The sequence below is a fragment of the Streptomyces sp. CB02009 genome, from assembly GCF_001905825.1.
Classification (GTDB): Bacteria; Actinomycetota; Actinomycetes; order Streptomycetales; family Streptomycetaceae; genus Streptomyces.
The window spans coordinates 495,687-515,129 of sequence record NZ_LIVV01000004.1; the positions used below are offsets into that span (position 1 = coordinate 495,687).

The 19,443-nt window shown below is 71.9% G+C and carries 16 protein-coding genes; 9 read left to right on the plus strand and 7 right to left on the minus strand.

Features of this window, described 5'->3' with window-relative positions; genetic code table 11:
* From AMK27_RS18590 to AMK27_RS18605, 4 genes are all read left to right on the plus strand, one after another.
* Positions 1–1,317: cytochrome ubiquinol oxidase subunit I (locus AMK27_RS18590; protein WP_241847535.1), on the plus strand; the 1,317-nt coding region annotated here is incomplete at its 5' end.
* Positions 1,318–1,335: 18 nt separating this feature from the next.
* Positions 1,336–2,337, plus strand: coding sequence for a cytochrome d ubiquinol oxidase subunit II (gene cydB, locus AMK27_RS18595; RefSeq protein ID WP_073908837.1), 1,002 nt, complete (start codon positions 1,336–1,338; stop codon positions 2,335–2,337).
* Between the two features lie 19 nt (positions 2,338–2,356).
* Positions 2,357–5,971, plus strand: a complete 3,615-nt coding sequence (gene cydD / locus AMK27_RS18600) for a thiol reductant ABC exporter subunit CydD (protein ID WP_073908840.1) — start codon at positions 2,357–2,359, stop codon at positions 5,969–5,971.
* Positions 5,972–6,019: 48 nt separating this feature from the next.
* Positions 6,020–7,732, plus strand: coding sequence for a GAF domain-containing sensor histidine kinase (locus AMK27_RS18605; RefSeq protein ID WP_073908843.1), 1,713 nt, complete (start codon positions 6,020–6,022; stop codon positions 7,730–7,732).
* A 23-nt stretch (positions 7,733–7,755) separates the two neighbouring features.
* On the opposite strand, the gene AMK27_RS18610 is transcribed toward AMK27_RS18605, so the two are convergent.
* On the minus strand, positions 7,756–8,637 hold the full coding sequence (locus tag AMK27_RS18610) for an HAD hydrolase family protein (protein ID WP_073908845.1): 882 nt from the start codon (positions 8,635–8,637) through the stop codon (positions 7,756–7,758).
* A 261-nt stretch (positions 8,638–8,898) separates the two neighbouring features.
* On the opposite strand from AMK27_RS18610, the gene AMK27_RS18615 reads away from it, so the two are divergent.
* Entirely contained in the window at positions 8,899–9,417 is a 519-nt protein-coding gene (locus tag AMK27_RS18615; RefSeq protein ID WP_241847536.1) for a DUF6083 domain-containing protein, read from the plus strand.
* 223 nt (positions 9,418–9,640) lie between these two features.
* On the opposite strand, the gene AMK27_RS18620 is transcribed toward AMK27_RS18615, so the two are convergent.
* The 6 genes from AMK27_RS18620 to AMK27_RS18645 all read right to left on the minus strand — a co-directional run bounded on the left by AMK27_RS18620 (position 9,641) and on the right by AMK27_RS18645 (position 15,552).
* A complete protein-coding gene (locus tag AMK27_RS18620) occupies positions 9,641–10,534 on the minus strand; it encodes an LLM class flavin-dependent oxidoreductase (protein ID WP_073908850.1) in 894 nt (297 codons plus the stop codon).
* A 25-nt stretch (positions 10,535–10,559) separates the two neighbouring features.
* Positions 10,560–11,012, minus strand: coding sequence for a hypothetical protein (locus AMK27_RS18625; protein WP_073908855.1), 453 nt, complete (start codon positions 11,010–11,012; stop codon positions 10,560–10,562).
* Positions 11,013–11,049: 37 nt separating this feature from the next.
* On the minus strand, positions 11,050–11,622 hold the full coding sequence (locus AMK27_RS18630) for an RNA 2'-phosphotransferase (RefSeq protein ID WP_073908859.1): 573 nt from the start codon (positions 11,620–11,622) through the stop codon (positions 11,050–11,052).
* 122 nt (positions 11,623–11,744) lie between these two features.
* Positions 11,745–12,692, minus strand: a complete 948-nt coding sequence (locus tag AMK27_RS18635) for a MerR family transcriptional regulator (protein ID WP_073909565.1) — start codon at positions 12,690–12,692, stop codon at positions 11,745–11,747.
* 233 nt (positions 12,693–12,925) lie between these two features.
* Positions 12,926–14,719, minus strand: a complete 1,794-nt coding sequence (locus AMK27_RS18640; RefSeq protein WP_073908863.1) for an SDR family oxidoreductase — start codon at positions 14,717–14,719, stop codon at positions 12,926–12,928.
* A complete protein-coding gene (locus tag AMK27_RS18645) occupies positions 14,719–15,552 on the minus strand; it encodes a M24 family metallopeptidase (RefSeq protein ID WP_198955895.1) in 834 nt (277 codons plus the stop codon). The genes AMK27_RS18640 and AMK27_RS18645 overlap by 1 nt, the downstream gene beginning before the upstream one ends.
* 285 nt (positions 15,553–15,837) lie before the next feature.
* On the opposite strand from AMK27_RS18645, the gene AMK27_RS18650 reads away from it, so the two are divergent.
* The 4 genes from AMK27_RS18650 to AMK27_RS18665 are packed head-to-tail and all read left to right on the plus strand — an operon-like array spanning position 15,838 to position 19,403.
* Entirely contained in the window at positions 15,838–16,800 is a 963-nt protein-coding gene (locus tag AMK27_RS18650) for an ABC transporter ATP-binding protein (protein ID WP_073909569.1), read from the plus strand.
* The gene (locus AMK27_RS18655; protein WP_073908873.1) at positions 16,797–17,708 is read left to right on the plus strand and encodes an ABC transporter permease; all 912 of its coding nucleotides are present in this window, start codon (positions 16,797–16,799) and stop codon (positions 17,706–17,708) included. Before AMK27_RS18650 ends, AMK27_RS18655 begins: the two co-directional genes overlap by 4 nt.
* A gap of 49 nt (positions 17,709–17,757) precedes the next feature.
* A complete protein-coding gene (locus tag AMK27_RS18660) occupies positions 17,758–18,669 on the plus strand; it encodes an ABC transporter ATP-binding protein (protein ID WP_073908876.1) in 912 nt (303 codons plus the stop codon).
* A 14-nt stretch (positions 18,670–18,683) separates the two neighbouring features.
* The gene (locus AMK27_RS18665) at positions 18,684–19,403 is read left to right on the plus strand and encodes an ABC transporter permease (RefSeq protein WP_073908879.1); all 720 of its coding nucleotides are present in this window, start codon (positions 18,684–18,686) and stop codon (positions 19,401–19,403) included.
* Positions 19,404–19,443 lie beyond the last annotated feature (40 nt).

Consider the following 19,443-nt stretch of genomic DNA (forward strand, 5'->3'; position numbering starts at 1 on the left):
AACATCGCCATGGGCGTCGTCACCGGCATCGTGCAGGAGTTCCAGTTCGGCATGAACTGGTCCGACTACTCGCGCTTCGTCGGCGACATCTTCGGTGCGCCGCTCGCGTTCGAGGCGCTCATCGCCTTCTTCTTCGAGTCGACCTTCATCGGTCTGTGGATCTTCGGCTGGGACAAGCTCCCCAAGCGGATCCACCTCGCCTGCATCTGGATGGTGTCGATCGGCACGATCCTCTCCGCGTACTTCATCCTCGCGGCCAACTCCTGGATGCAGCACCCGGTGGGCTACCGGATCAACGAGGAGCGGGGCCGGGCCGAGCTCACCGACTTCTGGCAGGTGCTCACCCAGAACACCGCGCTCACCCAGTTCTTCCACACCATGACGGCGGCCTTCCTGGTCGGCGGCGCGTTCATGGTCGGCATCGCCGCCTTCCACCTGGCGCGCAAGAAGCACATCCCGGTGATGCGGACCTCGCTGCGGCTCGGCCTGATCACCCTGATCATCGCCGGCCTGGGCACCGCCATCAGCGGTGACCTGCTCGGCAAGGTCATGTTCAAGCAGCAGCCGATGAAGATGGCCGCCGCCGAGGCGCTCTGGGACGGCGAAGCGCCCGCGCCGTTCTCGATCTTCGCGTACGGCGATGTCGACAAGGGCCACAACAAGGTGGCCATAGAGATCCCGGGCCTGCTGTCGTTCCTGGCGAACGACGACTTCAGCTCGTACGTCCCGGGCATCAACGACATCAACAAGGCCGAGCAGGAGAAGTTCGGCCCCGGCGACTACCGGCCCAACATCCCCGTCGCCTACTGGGGCTTCCGCTGGATGATCGGCTTCGGCATGGCCTCGCTGACCATCGGGATGATCGGCCTCTGGCTGACCCGCAAGAAGTTCATGCTGGCTCCGGGGCTGCGGACCGGTGAGGACGAAGTGCCGAACCTGGTCCTGTTCAAGCGGAAGGCGCTCAGCCCCCGCCTGGGCAAGTGGTACTGGATCGTCGCCCTCTGGACCATGGCGTTCCCGCTGATCGCCAACTCCTGGGGCTGGATCTTCACCGAGATGGGCCGTCAGCCCTGGGTCGTCTACGGAGTGCTGCGCACCCGGGACGCGGTCTCCCCCGGGACCACCACGGCCGAGGTCCTCACCTCGATGATCGTCTTCACCGCGCTCTACGCCGTGCTCGCCGTGATCGAGGTCAAGCTCCTCGTGAAGTACATCAAGGCCGGCCCTCCGGAGCTCACCGAGGACGACCTCAACCCGCCCACCAAGATCGGCGGGGACTCTCGTGACCCCGACCGCCCCATGGCCTTCTCGTACTGAGGCTCAGGAGATCGAGGCATGGAACTCCACGACGTCTGGTTCGTACTCATCGCCGTCCTCTGGATCGGCTACTTCTTCCTGGAGGGCTTCGACTTCGGGGTCGGGATCCTCACCAAACTGCTCGCCCGCGACCGGCCCGAGAAGCGGGTCCTCATCAACACCATCGGACCCGTCTGGGACGGCAACGAGGTGTGGCTGCTCACGGCCGGCGGTGCGACCTTCGCCGCGTTTCCCGAGTGGTACGCGACGCTGTTCTCCGGCTTCTACCTGCCCCTGCTGATCATCCTGGTCTGCCTGATCATCCGCGGGGTCGCGTTCGAGTACCGGGCGAAGCGGCCCGAGGAGGACTGGCAGCGCAACTGGGAGCAGGCCATCTTCTGGACCTCGCTGATCCCCGCGTTCCTCTGGGGTGTGGCCTTCGCCAACATCGTCCGGGGCGTGAAGATCGACGCGGACATGGAGTTCGTCGGGAGCTTCTGGGAGCTGCTCAACCCGTACGCGCTCCTCGGCGGCCTGGTCACCCTGACGCTCTTCACCTTCCACGGCGCGGTCTTCGTCTCGCTCAAGACGGTCGGCGACATCCGGGTCCGGGCGCGGGCGCTCGCGCTCAAGCTGGGCCTGGTCACGGCGGTGGCCGCGCTCGTCTTCCTGATCTGGACCCAGCTCGACACCGGGGACAGCTGGAGCCTCGCGGCGATGCTGATCGCCGTGGTGTCCCTGGTCGGAGCGATCCTCGCGATCAAGGTGGGCCGCGAGGGCTGGTCGTTCGCGCTCTCGGGCGTCACCATCACCGCGGCCGTGGCGATGCTGTTCCTCGCGCTCTTCCCGGACGTCATGCCGTCTTCGCTCAACCCCGAGTGGAGCCTTACCGTGACGAACGCGTCGTCGAGCCCCTACACGCTCAAGATCATGACGTGGTGCGCGGCGATCGCGACCCCGCTGGTGCTGCTCTACCAGAGCTGGACCTACTGGGTGTTCCGCAAGCGGATCGGTACGCAGCACATCGCCGGGACCCACTAGCCGGCCCTCTCCAGGGAGCATGTTTCACGTGAAACCGATCGATCCGCGCCTCCTCCGGTACGCCAGGGCCACCCGCGTCTTCCTGATCGCGGTGGTCGCGCTCGGCCTCGTCGGGGCGGCGCTGGTCATCGCCCAGGCGATGCTCATCGCCGAGATCGTGGTGGGGTCCTTCCGGAAGGGCCAGTCGGTTTCCGCCCTGACCACGCCCCTGCTGCTGCTCGCGGGCATCGCGGCGGCACGGGGGCTGGTCTCCTGGCTGACCGAGCTCGCCGCGCACCGGGCGAGCGCGGCGGTCAAGTCCGAACTGCGCGGCCGGCTCCTCGACCGTGCGGCCGCGCTCGGTCCGGGCTGGCTCAGCGGCCAGAAGGCAGGCTCGCTGATCGCCCTCGCCACCCGCGGTGTGGACGCCCTGGACGACTACTTCGCCCGCTATCTGCCGCAGCTCGGGCTCGCGGTCGTCGTGCCCGTGGCGGTGCTGGCCCGGATCGTCACCGAGGACTGGGTCTCGGCGGCGATCATCGTCGTCACCCTGCCGCTCATCCCGGTCTTCATGATCCTCATCGGCTGGTACACCCAGGCCCGGATGGACCGGCAGTGGAAGCTGCTCTCCCGGCTCTCCGGACACTTCCTGGACGTGGTGGCCGGGCTTCCCACCCTCAAGATCTTCGGCCGGGCGAAGGCCCAGGCCGAGTCGATCCGCGCGATCACCTCGGAGTACCGCCGGGCGACCATGCGCACGCTGCGGATCGCCTTCCTCTCCTCCTTCGCCCTGGAACTCCTGGCGACCCTCTCGGTCGCGCTCGTCGCCGTGACCATCGGCATGCGCCTCGTCCACGGCGAGCTCGATCTGTACACCGGGCTCGTCATCCTGATCCTGGCGCCCGAGGCCTATCTGCCGCTGCGGCAGGTCGGCGCGCAGTTCCACGCGGCGGCGGAGGGGCTCGCGGCGGCGGAGGAGATCTTCGACGTCCTGGAGGAGCCGGTACGGGACGGCGCCGGCAGCGAGGTCCCGGAGTCCGTACGCCTGGAGCTGGAGGGCGTGACGGTACGTCACGCCGGGCGCGCCGAGCCCTCGCTGGACGCGATGTCCCTGACGGTCGAGCCCGGGGAGACGGTGGCCCTGGTCGGGCCGAGCGGGGCCGGGAAGTCGACGCTGCTCGATGTCGTCCTCGGGTTCGCCGCGCCGCAGGAGAGCGGTTCCGTACGGGTCGGGGGCCGGCCGTTCGCCGCGCTGGACCTGGAGGCCTGGCGGTCGCGGATCGCCTGGGTGCCGCAGCGGCCGTACCTCTTCGCGGGGACGATCGCCGAGAACGTACGGCTCGCCCGCCCGGACGCCTCGGACGAGGCCGTGCGGGAGGCGCTGCGGGACGCCGGGGCGGACGGGTTCGTCTCGGGGCTGCCGCAGGGGCTCGACACCCCGCTCGGTGAGGACGGGGCCGGACTCTCCGCGGGCCAGCGGCAGCGGCTCGCGCTGGCCCGGGGCTTCCTCGCCGACCGGCCGGTGCTGCTGCTCGACGAGCCGACGGCCGCGCTGGACGGCGAGACGGAGGCGGGGGTCGTCGACGCGGTGCGGCGGCTGGCGGCGGGACGGACGGTGCTGCTGGTGGCACACCGGCCGGCGCTGCTCGCGGTCGCGGACCGGGTGGTGCAGGTCGGCACGGCCCCGTCGGGCGAGGGTGCCGGTGGTGGCCCCGGTGCCGGTGGCGCGGCTGTGGAGGGCTCGGACCCTGGTCGTACGGATGCGGGGGCGGGCGCGGAGCCCGAGAGCGGCGCCGCTGCGGGGTCGTGCCCGCCGGATCCGACCGAGGCGGAGCCCCTGCCCACCACGCGTCCGGCAGCCGTTCTCGCACGGGTGCGGGACATGGCCGGAGAGCTCAAGGGGCGGATGGGGCTCGCCCTGCTGCTCGGGAGCCTGGCGCTCGGGTCCGCCGTGGGGCTCATGGCCGTCTCCGGATGGCTCATCTCCCGTGCCTCCGAACAGCCCCCCGTGCTCTATCTGATGACGGCCGTCACCGCCACGCGCGCGTTCGGCATCGGGCGGGCCGTCTTCCGGTACGCCGAGCGGCTCGTCTCGCACGACGCCGTCCTCCGGATGCTCGCCGAGCTCCGGGTCTCCGTCTACCGGCGCCTGGAGCGGATCGCCCCCGCCGGTCTGCGCCGCACCCGCCGTGGGGACCTGCTCTCCCGGCTCGTCCAGGACGTCGACGCGCTCCAGGACTACTGGCTCCGCTGGCTGCTCCCGGCGGGCGCCGCGCTCGTCGTGGGCGTCGCCTCCGCCGGGTTCACCGCCTGGCTGCTGCCCGAGGCAGGTGCCGTCCTCGCCGTGGGCCTGCTCGTCGCGGGGGTCCTCGTGCCGGCGGTCAGCGGGGCGCTCGCCCGCCGCGCCGAACGGCGGCTCGCCCCCGCGCGCGGCGCGCTGGCGACCGCCGTGGCCGATCTGCTGCGCGGCTGCGCCGAACTGACCGTCGCCGGCGCCCTGCGCGACCGGATCGAACGGACGCGGGCCGCCGACCGCACGCTCACCGGCATCGCCTCCCGGCAGGCCGCCGCCGCCGCGCTCGGCGCCGGACTCTCCGCCCTGGTCTGCGGCCTGACGGTCGCGGCCGCCGCGGTCGTCGGCGTCCGGGCCGTGGCGGACGGACGGCTCGACGGCGTGGCCCTCGCCGTGGTCGTCCTCACGCCGCTCGCCGCCTTCGAGGCCGTCACCGGGCTGCCGCTCGCCGTCCAGTACCGGCAGCGCGTCAAGCACAGCGCCGAGCGGGTCTTCGAGGTGCTCGACGCCCCCGTCCCCGTACACGAGCCGGCCCGGCCCGAGACTCCCCCGGCGAGCCCGTTCCCGCTGGAACTGTCCGGGCTCGCCGCCCGGCACGCCGGGCAGGACCGGGAGGCGCTGGCCGGCTTCCGGCTCACCCTGGAGGCCGGACGCCGGGTCGCCGTCGTCGGCGCCTCGGGCTCCGGCAAGACCACGCTCGCCCAGGTGCTGCTGCGCTTCCTGGACGTGGAGGCCGGCATGTACCGGCTGGGCGGGGTGCCCGCCTGGGAGCTCGACGGCGACGCCGTACGGCGGCTCGTCGGCCTCTGCGCCCAGGACGCCCACCTCTTCGACAGCTCCGTCCGCGAGAACCTGCGGCTCGCCCGGACCGGGGCGAGCGACGAGGAGCTGCGCGAGGCGCTGCGCCGGGCCCGGCTGCTCGACTGGGTCGACGGACTCCCGGAAGGACTCGACACCCTCGTGGGCGAGCACGGCTCCCGGCTGTCCGGCGGCCAGCGGCAGCGCCTGGCGCTCGCCCGCGCACTCCTCGCCGACTTCCCCGTCCTCGTCCTCGACGAGCCGGCCGAGCACCTGGACCTGGCCACCGCCGACGCCCTCACCGACGATCTGCTCCGCGCCACCGAAGGCCGGACGACCGTCCTCATCACCCACCGGCTGCACGGACTCGACGCGGTCGACGAGGTACTCGTCCTGGACGAGGGCCGGACCGTGCAGCGCGGCCCGTACGCGGAGCTCGCAGAGGCGGACGGACCGCTGCGCCGGATGCTGGAACACGAGCGGGAGACCGACCTGCTGGCCGTCGGCGCGGGTGTCGGCGCGGCCTCCGGGAGCGACCGGGGGCCGCTCGGGCCACGACCGTAGGCACCGGCTGACTTTTCTCGCCAAATAGGACTTACTAGGCTCAAGCCCATGACCGCCGCAGCGTCCGACGCCTCGGACCCCCTGGAAGCCGCCACCCAGGCCACCCGCAGCCTCCAGGGGCTGTCCACGGAGCTCACCGCCCGCGTGCCGCAGCTCCTGGAAGCCATGCGCTCGGTGGGCACCGGGCTCGAACTCCACTCCACCCTCGACCGCATCTGCGAGACCGCCGCCGAACTCGCCGACGCCCGCTACGCCGCCATCGGCGTCGTCGACGAGGAGGGCAAGGGCCTGTCGGACTTCGTCACCTTCGGCGTCGACGAGGAGGTGGCCCGCCGCATCGGACACCGCCCCGACGGCCACGCGGGGCTGCTCGGCGCGCTCATCCGAGACCCCCGGACGATCCGCCTCGCCGACCTCTCCGCCGATCCGCGCTCCGCGGGCTTCCCTCCCGGACACCCGCCGATGCGGACCTTCCTCGGTGTCCCCATCCGGGTGCAGGGCGAGATCTTCGGCAACCTGTACCTCGCGGAGAAGAACGGCGGCGGCGAGTTCAACGACGACGACGTCCACATGGTCCGGGTGCTCGCCACCGAGGCGGGCATCGCCATCGGCAACGCCCGCCTGTACGAGGCAGCCCGCCAGCGCGAACGGTGGATCGACGGTTCCGTGGCCGTCACCACCGCGCTGCTCTCCGGCGGGGACGCGGACGACGCCCTCACGGTCGTCGCCGAGCAGGCCCGCCGTCTCGCCGACGCCGACGCAGGGATCGTGATGCTGCCGTCCGAGGACGGCGGCCTGGAGATCGTCGCCGTCTCCTCGCCCCGGCCCACGAAGTCGCTGGGCGTGGTGATCCCGCCCGAGAGCGCCGTGGTGCGGCGGCTCCTGGACGGCGAGGCGGTCTTCGTGTCGGACGCCTCGACCGACCCGCGCATGATCAGCCGGCTGACCTCCGCGTACGGCCCCAGCATGATGCTGCCGCTGCAGAGCGGCGGGCGGGTGCTCGGCGCGCTCGCCACCCCCCGGGTGCGGGGCGGGCGCCAGTTCACCGAGACGGAGCGGACGCTCGCCACCCAGTTCGCCTCGCAGGCGGCGCTGGCCCTGATGATGGCCGACGCGCAGCGGGACCGGGAGCGCCTCGCCGTGTACGAGGACCGCGACCGGATCGCCCGCGACCTGCACGACCTCGTCATCCAGCGGCTCTTCGCCACCGGCATGATGCTGGAGAGCGCCCAGCGGCGGTCGGTCGTGCCGGCCGTTCAAGAGGGCGTGGGCAAGGCCGTCGACGAACTGGACGTGACGATCCAGGAGATCCGTACGGCGATCTTCGCGCTCCAGCAGGGTCCCGCGGAGGCTCCGTCGGGGCTGCGCACCCGGGTCCTGCGGGAGATCAACATGGCGGCCGTGCCGCTGGGCTTCAAGCCCGCGCACCGCTTCCTCGGCGCGATCGACGCGACGGTCGGCGAGCTCACCGGCAAGAACCTGATCGCCGCCCTGCGCGAGGCGCTGTCCAACGCCTTCCGGCACGCGGAGGCGAGCCGGATCGAGGTGGTCGTCGACGCCGGCGTCACCCTGCCGGACGGCTCCGCCGGGGTACGGCTTGAGGTCGCCGACGACGGCATCGGCATCCCGCAGGGCGGGCGGCGCAGCGGTCTGCGCAACCTGGCGCGCCGGGCCGAGTCGCTGGGCGGCGCGAGCTGGTGCGGGCCGGGCATCGGGGAGGGCGGCGGGGGGACGACGGTGGTGTGGGAGGCGCCGCTGTAGGGGGTGCGGCCCCCCGGCGCGGCTCAGCCCTGCGGTGTCGTGGTCCCGGCCGCCCGCACCGCTTCGGCCACGAGCTGTTCGACGACCACGGCCACCCCGTCCTCGTTGTTGCCGACCGTTCGGCCGGAGGCGGCGGCGATCACGTCGGGGTGCGCCTCGCCCATCGCGTACGAACGGCCCGCCCAGCTCAGCATCTCGATGTCGTTGGGCATGTCGCCGAAGGCCGCGACCTCGTCGGCGGTGATCCCGCGCTCGGCGCAGCACCGGGCCAGGGTGGACGCCTTGGAGACGCCGAGGCCGCTGATCTCGATGAGCGCGGAGGGTCCCGAGCGGGTGAACGACGCCCGGTCTCCGGCGGCCTCCCTGGCCACCGCGAGGAAGACGTCGGGGTCGAGGTCCGGGTGCTTGGCGAGCAGCTTCAGGACCGGGGCCGCGGCGCCGGGCGCCTCCTCGAAGAGGAGCTTCTCCGCGGTGGCGACGGTCGCGCCGGGGTCGAGGTGGAACGGCGGGTAGTGCGGCTCGTAGTGGATGCCGGTGGTGAGCTCGACCGCGAAGGAGGTCCCGGGCGCGGCGGCGCGCAGGGCCACGACGACGTCCATGGCGGCCTGCCGCTCCAGCGGGCGCACCTCGACGAAGGTGCCTCCGGCGTGGAGGTCGACGACGGCGGCGCCGTTGGCGCAGATCGCGAGGCCGTGGCCGTGGACGTGGTCGCTGACGACGTCCATCCAGCGGGCCGGGCGGCCGGTGACGAAGAAGACCTCGATCCCGGCCCGCTCGGCGGCGGCGAGGGCGGCGACCGTGCGCTCGGACAGGGACTTGTCGTCGCGCAGGAGCGTGCCGTCGAGATCGGTGGCGATCAGTCGGACCGTCGGGGCGGGGGTGCGCGGGGAACGGGGAGTGGTCACCGCACCATTCTTCCGCACGAAACGCACGGGCGTGCGGGGAGCCGCACATATGAGTGGCCGGTTTTCGAGTGGGCGGTACCCCGGCGGCCGGGTGCTTACGCCCCGACGTGGCCGTAAACGTCCGTTCGTTTTCGGGCTGACGGGGAAAATCCCTGAGAGCTGATGACGTCTCAAGGGGGGCGGGGCATGGGCTCGGGCCGGAGAAACGACGAGTGCGACTCCTGCGGTGCGCCGTACGGGACGTGGGTCCCGAGTCTCGGCATGGTCCTCTGCACGCCGTGCGAGGGAGCGGGTGCGGCGCACCCCGCCCGGGACCCGGTGCTGGTGGGGGATGTCCTGGCGGGTCTGGTCGACGCCGCGTCGTTCGCGGCGCGCGGCGGCGTCGTGCGGGACCTCCGCCTCGGGGAGGCGATACGGGACGTGCGGCGTGCGGCCGTCGGCGTACCGGAGCCCCGTTCCGGGGGAACGGCACCCGCGGTACCGAGGGCGACGGGGCCGGCCGCCTCCGCCTGCCGGCGGTGCGGGGCCCAGGCCGCCTGGCACCGGACGGTGCGGGGCCGCTGGATCATGATCGAGCCCGGGGAGCTGGCCACGTCCGCCGTCCCGGCGGGCAGCCGGTGGCGGATCGCGGGGGACGGAACCGCGGTCAACCTGGGTTCCGCCGTGCCGTCCGACACCTGCCGGGTCAGCCACTTCGATGTCTGCGCGGCCGGTCCGGAACCGGTCGGCTCCCTCGTCCTGCTGGCCCTGTGGAGGGGCCACGCCCGGCGGATCGCCTGATCCACCGGGCGAACGGCCCTCTCGGCGAGCGCGGGCCGGCGTCGGTTGCCCGAAAACCGCCGACGCCGGCACCCGGGCAGCGGCGTCAGCCGCCCGAGCGCCGGGCCCGGCCGCCCGGGTGCGGGGGCGGTTGCCCCAGCACCGACGTCGGCCGTCGCCGAGCGCCGACGTCAGCCGTCCCAGCGCCGGCGTCAGCCGCCCGAGCGTCGCCGGCGCCGTCCCGTCAGTCCAGCTGGGTGAGCGCCTCCGTGGCGATCGACTCGAAGACCTGCTGGTCGGCGGCGAAGTCCGAGTCCGGGATCGGCCAGTGGATCACGATCTCGGTGAAGCCCAGTTCGCGGTGGCGCCCCGCGAAGTCGACGAAGGCGTCCACGGACTCCAGCGGCCGGCCGCGGTCCGGCGTGAAGCCCGTCAGCAGGATCTTGTCGAGCTCGGCCACCTCGCGGCCGGTGTCGGCGCACGCCTTGCCGAGCTTCTCGATCTGGCCGCGCAGCGCCGCCACCGACTGCTCAGGGGTGCCGTCCTCGAAGATCTTCGGGTCGCCCGTGGTCACCCATGCCTGCCCGTACCGGGCCGCCAGCTTCAGTCCGCGCGGACCGGTCGCCGCGACCGCGAACGGCAGGCGGGGGCGCTGGACGCAGCCGGGGATGTTCCGGGCCTCGTCCGCCGAGTAGAAGGTTCCCCGCTGTGTCACCGCGTCCTCGGTGAGGAGCCGGTCGAGCAGCGGCACGAACTCGGCGAAGCGGTCGGCGCGCTCCTTCGGCGTCCACGGCTCCTGCCCCAGCGCGGTGGCGTCGAAGCCGTTGCCGCCCGCGCCGATGCCGAGCGTGATCCGTCCGCCGGAGATGTCGTCGAGCGCCATCAGCTCCTTGGCGAGCGTCACCGGGTGGCGGAAGTTCGGCGAGGTCACGAGCGTGCCGAGGCGGATCCGCTCGGTTGCCGTGGCCGCCGCCGTGAGGGTGGGCAGGGCGCCGAACCACGGGCCGTCCCGGAAGGTCCGCCAGGACAGGTGGTCGTAGGTGTAAGCGGCGTGGAAGCCGAGTTCTTCGGCCCGCTGCCAGGTCTTCTGCCCCTCGCTCCATCGGTGGATGGGGAGGATCACCGTACTCAAGCGCATGACTGCCACGATACGCGCGGCGGCTTCAGCGGACGTTGCGGTTCATCCAGGGGGTGAGCGAGGCGCCGACGACGAGTTCCTTGTACGTCTCGTCGCCGGGCAGCGGCACGACCAGCCACCAGCCGGGCGGGAAGAAGCGTCCCTTCATGTGGGCGGTGCCGCCGTGGACCGCGCGGACGAAGGCGGGGACGGAGTCGCGGGGGACGTCCGCGAACTCGATCCCGTCGACGGTGATCCGGGCGTCGTCCTCGGGGAAGATCTGGACGGTGAGGGAGGGCGAGCCGCCCAGTTCGACGTAGGCCTCGTGCGGCAGCGATCCGTCGTCGTCGAGGACGGCGAACGCGTCGGCGGACGTGCGCCGGGAGGTGCGGTCCGCGCCGATGTCGTCGGTCACCGTCATCTCCAGGTGGAACTCCCGGGCGAGCTCGCGGATCGCGACGACGGCTGCTTCGGTGCTGGGCAGGTGCGGGTGAGCCATGGAAACGATCATGCCTCAACGGGTCCGCGGCCCGTTCTCAGCCGGGGAGGCGCAGGAACTCCGGCGGGACGGTGTCCGCGAGCCAGACCCCGTTGGCGCTGACGCGGAAGACGTGTCCGGCCCGGTGCATGGCTCCGGCGTCGACGGCGATCACGATGGGCCGGCCGCGACGTGCGCCGACCCGGGTCGCGGTCTCCCGGTCGGGGGAGAGGTGGACGTGGTGGCGGGCCATGGGGCGCAGCCCCTCCGCCCGGATCGCGGGAAGCACCGCGGCGACCGTACCGTGGTAGAGGTACGCGGGCGGCTCCGCGGGCGGCAGGTCGAGGTCCACCTCGACGGTGTGGCCCTGGCTGGCGCGGATGCGGGTGCCCTCGACGGCGAAGCGCTTCTTGTCGTTGGACGCGACGACGTGGTCGAGTTCCGCGCGGGTGACCGGGAAGTCGTTCCGGGCGAGCGCCGCGAGCAGCGCGTCGATCTCCGTCCAGCCCTGGGCGTCGAGCACGAGCCCGATGCGCTCGGGCTGGTGGCGCAGATGCTTGGAGAGGTACTTCGAGATGCGTACCGTACGGCGTTCGTCCGGTGGCTGCGGTGGGGGTTGTCGTCGGGTCATTCCGTCAGGATGGCGGAGCCCGGATCGTCGGGCCATTGATTTTGGTACACAGGTTTGATCCACAGCCAAAGTGAGTTATCCACAGGCCAGTTGATGATTCTGTGGACAACGCACCTTGATTTTCAGGTGGATTGGGTAAATTTACCCTCTATAGGGCGAGTTGAGGCAAGGGTATCCAATGTTCGCTTGTGCACCTCTCGTTCGGCCGCGGCCGCGATGAAGTCCGCGATCCCCTCCGGCCCCACCAGACTCTGAACGGCCCGCACCGTTCCGGCCGGTAGCGCCACCGGTCGCGGCTCGTCGTCCTTCACCGGAGGCGCGTGCGGCGAGAGATGGAGCTGCAGGTGCCGGGTGGCCAACAGCTTCATCGCCCGCGCCAGTTCGGCGTCCACCGTCTGCTGGGCCAGCGGCCGGAGGCGCCGGACCATCGTCGCCGCCTCGCTCGCGTCCGCGTCCGTCGGCGGCCGGTGCTCCAGATAGCGTGCGAAGACGTACTCGGTCGTGAACTCCAGGAAACGGGACGCTATGTGCTCCACCTGGTCCCGAAGTTCCCTCAGGTGTCCGGTGATTGCCACGAGCGGCACCCCCGCCGCGTACAACTCGGCCGCGACCGCGAGCTCCTGGGGGCTGGGTACGAGGTACTCCTCCGTCTCGCGGTCCGGAAGCGGCTCCAGTACGCCGAGCTCGACGGCCTCCAGAATGGCCGCCTCGTCCGGCGTGCCGCCGAAGCGGGCGTCGAGCTCCGCGCGGGAGATCCGGTCCGCCTCCTCGTCCGTCCACGGTCCGTGCACCTCGGCGACCAGGCCGAGCACGCCGCCGAGTCCCCGCCCGGTGTCCCAGGCCTCCAGGAGCTCCTTGATCGAGGCCAGGGTGTAGCCCCGGTCGAGGAGGTCGGCGATCTGCCGGAGCCGCGCGAGGTGCGCGTCCCCGTACACGTTCGACCTGCCCCGCCGCTCCGGGCGGGGCAGCAGTCCGCGGTCCTGGTAGGCGCGGATCGTCCGGACCGTGGCCCCGCTGTGATGGGCGAGGTCCTCGATCCGGTACTCCGGCTGTGCTGACTGCTCGGACAAACCCGCTCCCACCGACCGCTCGCTCCGCCCCGTCGCCGCGAGGCCCTCCTGCGGGGGGCCGATCGGCCCTCCCGCAGGGGACCGATCGTACGACCGCCGCTCCGGCCCGACCTAGACGCGTCCTCGTCGACCAGACCGGGCTCGCGGGCCTGCTCGACAAGACGCCCCGAGGCCGGACACTCCCTAGGCCGGACACCCTCCCCAGGCCGGACACCCCCCAGGCCGGACGCCCCCTAGGCCGGCGGCTGCCAGCGCGCGAAGGCCCGCAGCGTCCCCGGGCTGAGCCGGGACAGGAAGTGCGCCCCCCGCGCCTCGGGGGTCACCGGGACGACCGCGCGGTTGTGCAGGACCGCCCCCAGGATCGCGTCCGCGACCTTCTCCGGCGGGAAGTTCCGCAGGCCGTACAGGCGCGACGCCTTCCGCTGGCGCCGCTTCTCCTCCGCCTCGTCGGTGACCCCCGCGAACCGCGCCGTCGCCGTGATGTTGGTGTTGACGATGCCGGGGCATATCGCGGACACCCCGATGCCCTGGTCGGCCAGTTCGGCCCGCAGGCACTCGCTGAGCATCAGTACCGCCGCCTTCGACGTGCTGTAGGCGGGCAGGGCGCGGGAGGGCTGGAACGCCGCGGCGGACGCGGTGTTGACGATGTGACCGCCCTGGCCGCGCGCCGTCATCTGGGCGCCGAAGACCCGGGAGCCGTGGATCACGCCCCACAGGTTGACGTCGAGGACCCGCTTCCACTCCTCGCCGGTCGTGTCGAAGAAGGAGCCGGTGAGCCCGATGCCCGCGTTGTTGACGAGGACGTCGACGATTCCGTACTCGCTCGCCACCTTGGCGGCGAGCTTCTCCATCGCCTGCTCGTCGGCGACGTCGACGGTCTCGCCCCAGGCCTCCGTGGCGCCGATCAGCCGGGCCATCTCGGCCGTGCGGACCGCGCCCTCGGCGTCCCGGTCGACGGCGACGACCCGGGCGCCGGCCTCCGCGAACGCGAAGGCGGTGGCCCGTCCGATGCCGCTGGCCGCCCCGGTCACCAGGACCAGCTGGCCGCCGAACCGCTCCGCGTAGGCGGGCCTGACCCCGCTCCTCGCCACCGTCGCCGCGACCGGCGCCGGCGCCCTGGTCGCCGGTTCCTCGTGGGTCCGGACGAACTCGCGGATCCAGGCGGAGAGCTGGTCGGGCCGGGTGCGCGGCACCCAGTGCTTGGCCGGCAGCGTGCGCCGGGTGAGCTCCGGCACCCAGTCGCCCAGGTCGTCGTAGAGCCGCTCGGAGAGGAAGGCGTCCCCGGTCGGCGTGATCAGCTGCACGGGCGCGTGCGCGTACGCGTCGGGGCGCGGCCTGCCGAGGCGGGCCCGGACGTTGTCCCGGTAGAGCCAGGCGCCGTGCGCCGCGTCGCTCGGCAGCGAGGGCGTCGGGTAGTCGCCGGCGGGGACCTTCTCGACGCGCTCCAGTATCTTCGGCCACCGCCTGCCGAGGGGCCCGCGCCAGGCGAGCTCCGGCAGCACGGGCGTGTGCAGCATGTACACGTACCAGGACTTGGCGCCCTGGCCGAGGAGTTGGCCGACCCGGCGCGGGGTGGGCCGGCTCATCCGCCGCTTGATCCAGTGCCCGAAGTGGTCGAGGGAGGGCCCCGACATGGAGGTGAAGGAGGCGATCCGGCCCTCGGTGCGGGGGACGGTCACGAACTCCCAGGACTGCACCGAGCCCCAGTCGTGGCCGACGAGGTGCACCGGCCGGTCGGGGCTGACGGCGTCGGCGACCGCGAGGAAGTCGTCCGTCAGCTTCTCCAGGGTGAAGCCGCCGCGCAGCGGTGCCGGCGCGGTCGAGCGGCCGTGGCCGCGGATGTCGTAGAGGACGACGTGGAAGTCCTCGGCGAGCCGGGCGGCGACCTCCGTCCACACCTCCTTGGAGTCCGGGTACCCGTGCACGAGCAGCACGGTGGGCCGGCCCTCCTCGCCGAGCTCGGCGACGCACAACTCGATCCCGCCCGTACGGACCCAGCGCTCCCGCGCTCCGTTGAGCCCCGTCATCAGACCGCCCCCTCGTTCCAGCGCCGCACGTGCGGCAGATCGTCGTCCAGCCAGAACGCGCTCTGCTCGGGGTCCCGGGAGTCGGTGACGACCAGGATCTCCTCGAACTTCGCGCCCGTCCCCCGGAATCCGAGGTGCGGCTCGACCGCCCACAGGCCGGGCTGCGGCGGGTGGTCGGAGAACGTGTACGGCGACCAGAGCGGCGACCAGCCGTCCCGGTGCCCGTGCAGGGCGTCGCTCGCGAGGCCCTTGAGCGCCTGGGTGCCGAAGCCGAAGACGGTCGGCGACCAGCGGCGCTGCTTCACCCGGTCGATCTTGTGGGCGATGACGCCGAAGGGGTAGGCCCGGTGCCGGTTCGCGTACCCCTGGCGGACCATGAGCCGGTCGACGTCCTGGTAGATCTCGCGGAGCGTGCGGCGCTCGCGCACCTCGCGCAGGATCAGCTCGCGGTGGTCCTGGAGATCGGCGAGCAGCTTGTCGTGCAGGGGGTCGAGCCCCAGGCAGCCGCTGTAGCCGATGTCGGCCGTGTACCCCTTGAACACCGGGGCCATGTCGAGGATGAACGGCATCCCCGCCTCGAGGCGCCGGTTGGTCGGGAAGAACTGCAGCGGGATCTTGAAGTCGACGAAGGCGGTGCGGTCCCCGAACCAGGCGAACGGACGGTGGAACCAGTCCCTCACCCCCCGCTCGTACAGCCACTCGCGCTGCATCCGCGCGGCCTCGCGCTCGGTCACTCCCGGCTTGAGCTGAGCCGCGACGGCCTCCGCGCACGCGTAGGAGAGCCGCTGTACTTCCCTGAACCCCCGCAGCTCCGCGGAGAGTTCGCCTGTCATCGCTGAGGCCATGCCACCCGCCGTCCCGTGTGAGCGCCCGACTGCGCTACGCGTCCGTAACTTGACACCGATGAATGTGACAATGCTCGGCGGCTGCGTCAAGGGGTCGGACGACGCCCTGTGGAAAAGCGGCCGTCCCGTCCTGCCGCGGGCGGTCGCCGGCCTGTGGAGAAAGACTTTCGTCGCGAGCTCCCCTACTGGCTTGTACTCCTCTGGTCGGACACGGATCGAGCCGTTGGGCTGACGACCGCTGTGGCGCAGGCCACTACCGTCGAAGGCGTGACTGTGATCGCGACCGAAAGCCTCAGCAAGCGGTTCCCCCGGGTGACCGCTCTTGACCGGCTCTCCCTGGACATCGGACCCGGTGTGACCGGACTCGTGGGTGCCAACGGAGCCGGCAAGTCCACCATGATCAAAATCCTGCTCGGGCTCGCCCCCGCCACGGAGGGCACCGCCCAGGTCCTCGGCCTTGACGTGCGGACGCACGGCGCCGAGATCCGTGAGCGCGTGGGCTACATGCCCGAGCACGACTGCCTCCCGCCCGACGTCTCGGCCACCGAGTTCGTCGTCCACATGGCGCGGATGTCCGGGCTGCCCCCGACCGCCGCCCGCGAGCGGACCGCGGACACCCTGCGGCACGTCGGCCTGTACGAGGAGCGGTACCGCCCGATGGGCGGCTACTCGACCGGCATGAAGCAGCGCGTGAAGCTCGCCCAGGCCCTGGTCCACGACCCGAAGCTGGTCCTCCTGGACGAGCCGACGAACGGCCTGGACCCGGTCGGCCGGGACGAGATGCTGGGACTGATCCGCCGGGTCTGGACCGACTTCGGCATCTCGGTCCTCGTCACCTCGCACCTCCTCGGCGAGCTGGAGCGCACCTGCGACCACGTCGTCGTCATCGACGGCGGCCGGCTGCTGCGCTCCAGCTCCACCAGCGACTTCACCCGGACGACGACGACGCTCGCCGTCGAGGTCACCGACTCCGACACGCACACGGACGGGACGGCAGCCCTCCGCGCCGCCCTCACCGCCGCGGGCGTCACGCTCCACGCGGGCGTGGAGGAGGGCCTGCCCGGCGCCGGCCACATCCTCCTGCTGGAGGCCGCGGGCGAGGAGACGTACGACCTGGTGCGGGACACCGTCGCCGACCTCGGCCTCGGTCTCGTCCGCATGGAGCAGCGCCGCCACCACATCGCCGAGGTCTTCCGCCCCGAGGCGTCCCAGCACGAGGAGGTGCCGGCCCGATGAGCACCCAGATCCCGCAGCCCTCCCAGGCCGCTCCCGACACGACCCGCATCCACAACATCGGCTACCGCTCCTACGACGGCCCGCGTCTCGGCCGGGCGTACGCGCGCAGGTCGCTGTTCTCGCAGTCCCTGCGCGGCGCGTACGGCCTGGGCCGCAGCGCCAAGTCCAAGGTGCTGCCGATGCTGCTCTTCGGCGTGATGTGCGTACCCGCGCTGATCATCGTCGCGGTCGCGGTCGTCACCAAGCAGTCCAAGTTGTCGATCGAGTACACGCAGTACGCGATCTTCCTGCAGGTCGTCATCGGCATCTACGTCGCCTCCCAGGCGCCGCAGTCGGTCTCCCGCGACCTCCGGTTCCGGACCGTCCCGCTGTACTTCTCCCGCCCGATCGAGCGCGCGGACTACGTGCTCGCCAAGTTCGGCGCGATGGCCTCGGCGCTCTTCCTGCTCACCGCGGTCCCCCTCGTGATCCTCTGGATCGGCTCGCTGCTCGCCAAGATGGACTTCGGCACGCAGACGCAGATGTTCGGCCAGGGACTGGTCTCCGTGGCCCTGCTCTCGCTGCTGTTCGGCGGCGTCGGGCTGGTCATGGCGGCGCTCACCCCGCGCCGCGGCTTCGGCGTCGCCGCCGTGATCGGGCTGCTCACGATCTCGTACGGAGCGGTCTCCACGCTCCAGGGCATCGCGTACGGCACGGACAACCTCGGCGCCATCTCCTGGCTCGGCCTGTTCTCGCCGATCACGCTGATCGACGGTGTGCAGACCGCCTTCCTCGGCGCGCCCTCCTCCTTCCCCGGAGGCGAGGGACCGGGCGCCGGTGCCGGCGCGGTCTATCTGCTGGTCGTCCTCGCGCTCGTCGCCGGCTCGTACGGCATCCTGATGCGCCGCTACCGAAAGGTCGGGCTGTGAGCGTCCTCCCGTCGCCCGCCACCACCCCTCTAAGGAATGGGCCGCGCCCATGAGCATCCTCTCGATCGACCACGTCTCCCGCTGGTTCGGAAACGTCGTGGCCGTGAACGACGTCACGATGACGGTGGGACCGGGTGTCACCGGCCTCCTCGGGCCGAACGGCGCGGGCAAGTCCACCCTGATCAACATGATGGGCGGCTTCCTCGACCCCTCCACCGGAAGCGTCACCCTCGACGGGCAGACGATCTGGGGGAACGAGTCGGTCTACCGCGAGATCGGCGTCGTGCCCGAGCGGGAGGCGATGTACGACTTCCTCACCGGCCGCGAGTTCGTCGTGGCGAACGCGGAACTCCAGGGCCTCGGCGCCGAGGAGGCCCAGCGGGCCCTGGCCACGGTCGAGATGGAGTACGCGCAGGACCGCAAGATCTCCACGTACAGCAAGGGCATGCGGCAGCGGGTGAAGATGGCCTCGGCCCTCGTGCACGACCCGTCGGTGCTGCTGCTCGACGAGCCGTTCAACGGCATGGACCCGCGCCAGCGCATGCAGCTGATGGACCTGCTGCGGCAGATGGGCGCGGACGGCCGCACGGTGCTGTTCTCCTCGCACATCCTGGAGGAGGTCGAGCAGCTCGCCTCCCACATCGAGGTGATCGTGGCCGGACGCCACGCGGCCTCGGGCGACTTCCGCAAGATCCGCCGGCTGATGACGGACCGGCCGCACCGCTACCTGGTCCGCTCCAGCGACGACCGGGCACTCGCCGCGGCGCTGATCGCCGACCCGTCCACGGCCGGCATCGAGGTCGACCACGTGGAGGGCGGACTGCGCATCCAGGCGGTGGACTTCGGGCGGTTCACCGAACTGCTGCCGAAGGTCGCGCGCGAGCGGGGAGTCCGTCTGCTGACGGTCTCGCCCTCGGACGAGTCCCTCGAATCGGTCTTCTCGTACCTCGTCGCGGCCTGAAAGGAGCCTGACCGATGTACAACCCCACAGTCGCCCGGCTCACCTACCGGGCCCTCCTCGGCCGCCGCAGGGCCCTGATCCTGTTCCTGCTGCCCGCCATGCTGCTGCTGATCTCGGCGGCGGTGCGCGCCTTCAACGGTGCGGACGACCAGGTCGCGGCCGATGTCCTGGGCGGCTTCGCGCTGGCCACGATGGTCCCGCTGATCGGCGTGATCGCCGGTACGGGCGCGATCGGTCCGGAGATCGACGACGGCTCGATCGTCTACCTGCTGTCGAAGCCGGTGAAGCGGCCGTCGATCATCTTCACGAAGCTGATCGTCGCGATCGCGGTGACGATGGTCTTCTCCGCGGTACCGACGTTCCTCGCCGGCTTCATCCTCAACGGCAACGGCCAGCAGGTGGCCGTGGCGTACACGGTGGCGGCGCTGGTGGCGTCCATCGCGTACAGCGCGCTGTTCCTGCTGCTCGGCACGATCAGCCGCCACGCGGTGGTCATCGGCCTGGTCTACGCCCTGGTGTGGGAGGCCCTGTTCGGCTCCCTGATCGAGGGGGCGCGCACCCTGAGCGTCCAGCAGTGGGCGCTCGCCCTGGCCGAGAAGGTCACCGGCGACGGCCTGGTCACCTCGGAGGTGAGCCTCACCACGGCGGTGGTGCTCCTCTCCGCGGTCACGATCGTGGCGACCTGGTTCGCCGGATTCAAGCTCCGCACGCTGAAGCTGGCGGGCGAGGAGTAGCAGCGGACACACAAGCGGTACGGCTCCGAGGCCGGACGCC

Excerpts from the sequence above, each read along its gene's own strand:
- AMK27_RS18620 (WP_073908850.1), bottom strand. The coding sequence starts at position 10,534 with ATGCGCTTGAGTACGGTGATCCTCCCCATCCACCGATGGAGCGAGGGG.
- AMK27_RS18645 (WP_198955895.1), bottom strand. The coding sequence starts at position 15,552 with ATGACAGGCGAACTCTCCGCGGAGCTGCGGGGGTTCAGGGAAGTACAG.
- cydB (WP_073908837.1), top strand. The coding sequence starts at position 1,336 with ATGGAACTCCACGACGTCTGGTTCGTACTCATCGCCGTCCTCTGGATC.
- AMK27_RS18655 (WP_073908873.1), top strand. The coding sequence starts at position 16,797 with ATGAGCACCCAGATCCCGCAGCCCTCCCAGGCCGCTCCCGACACGACC.
- AMK27_RS18625 (WP_073908855.1), bottom strand. The coding sequence starts at position 11,012 with ATGGCTCACCCGCACCTGCCCAGCACCGAAGCAGCCGTCGTCGCGATC.
- cydD (WP_073908840.1), top strand. The coding sequence starts at position 2,357 with ATGTTTCACGTGAAACCGATCGATCCGCGCCTCCTCCGGTACGCCAGG.
- AMK27_RS18630 (WP_073908859.1), bottom strand. The coding sequence starts at position 11,622 with ATGACCCGACGACAACCCCCACCGCAGCCACCGGACGAACGCCGTACG.
- AMK27_RS18615 (WP_241847536.1), top strand. The coding sequence starts at position 8,899 with ATGGTCCTCTGCACGCCGTGCGAGGGAGCGGGTGCGGCGCACCCCGCC.
- AMK27_RS18660 (WP_073908876.1), top strand. The coding sequence starts at position 17,758 with ATGAGCATCCTCTCGATCGACCACGTCTCCCGCTGGTTCGGAAACGTC.
- AMK27_RS18665 (WP_073908879.1), top strand. The coding sequence starts at position 18,684 with ATGTACAACCCCACAGTCGCCCGGCTCACCTACCGGGCCCTCCTCGGC.
- AMK27_RS18605 (WP_073908843.1), top strand. The coding sequence starts at position 6,020 with ATGACCGCCGCAGCGTCCGACGCCTCGGACCCCCTGGAAGCCGCCACC.
- AMK27_RS18640 (WP_073908863.1), bottom strand. The coding sequence starts at position 14,719 with ATGACGGGGCTCAACGGAGCGCGGGAGCGCTGGGTCCGTACGGGCGGG.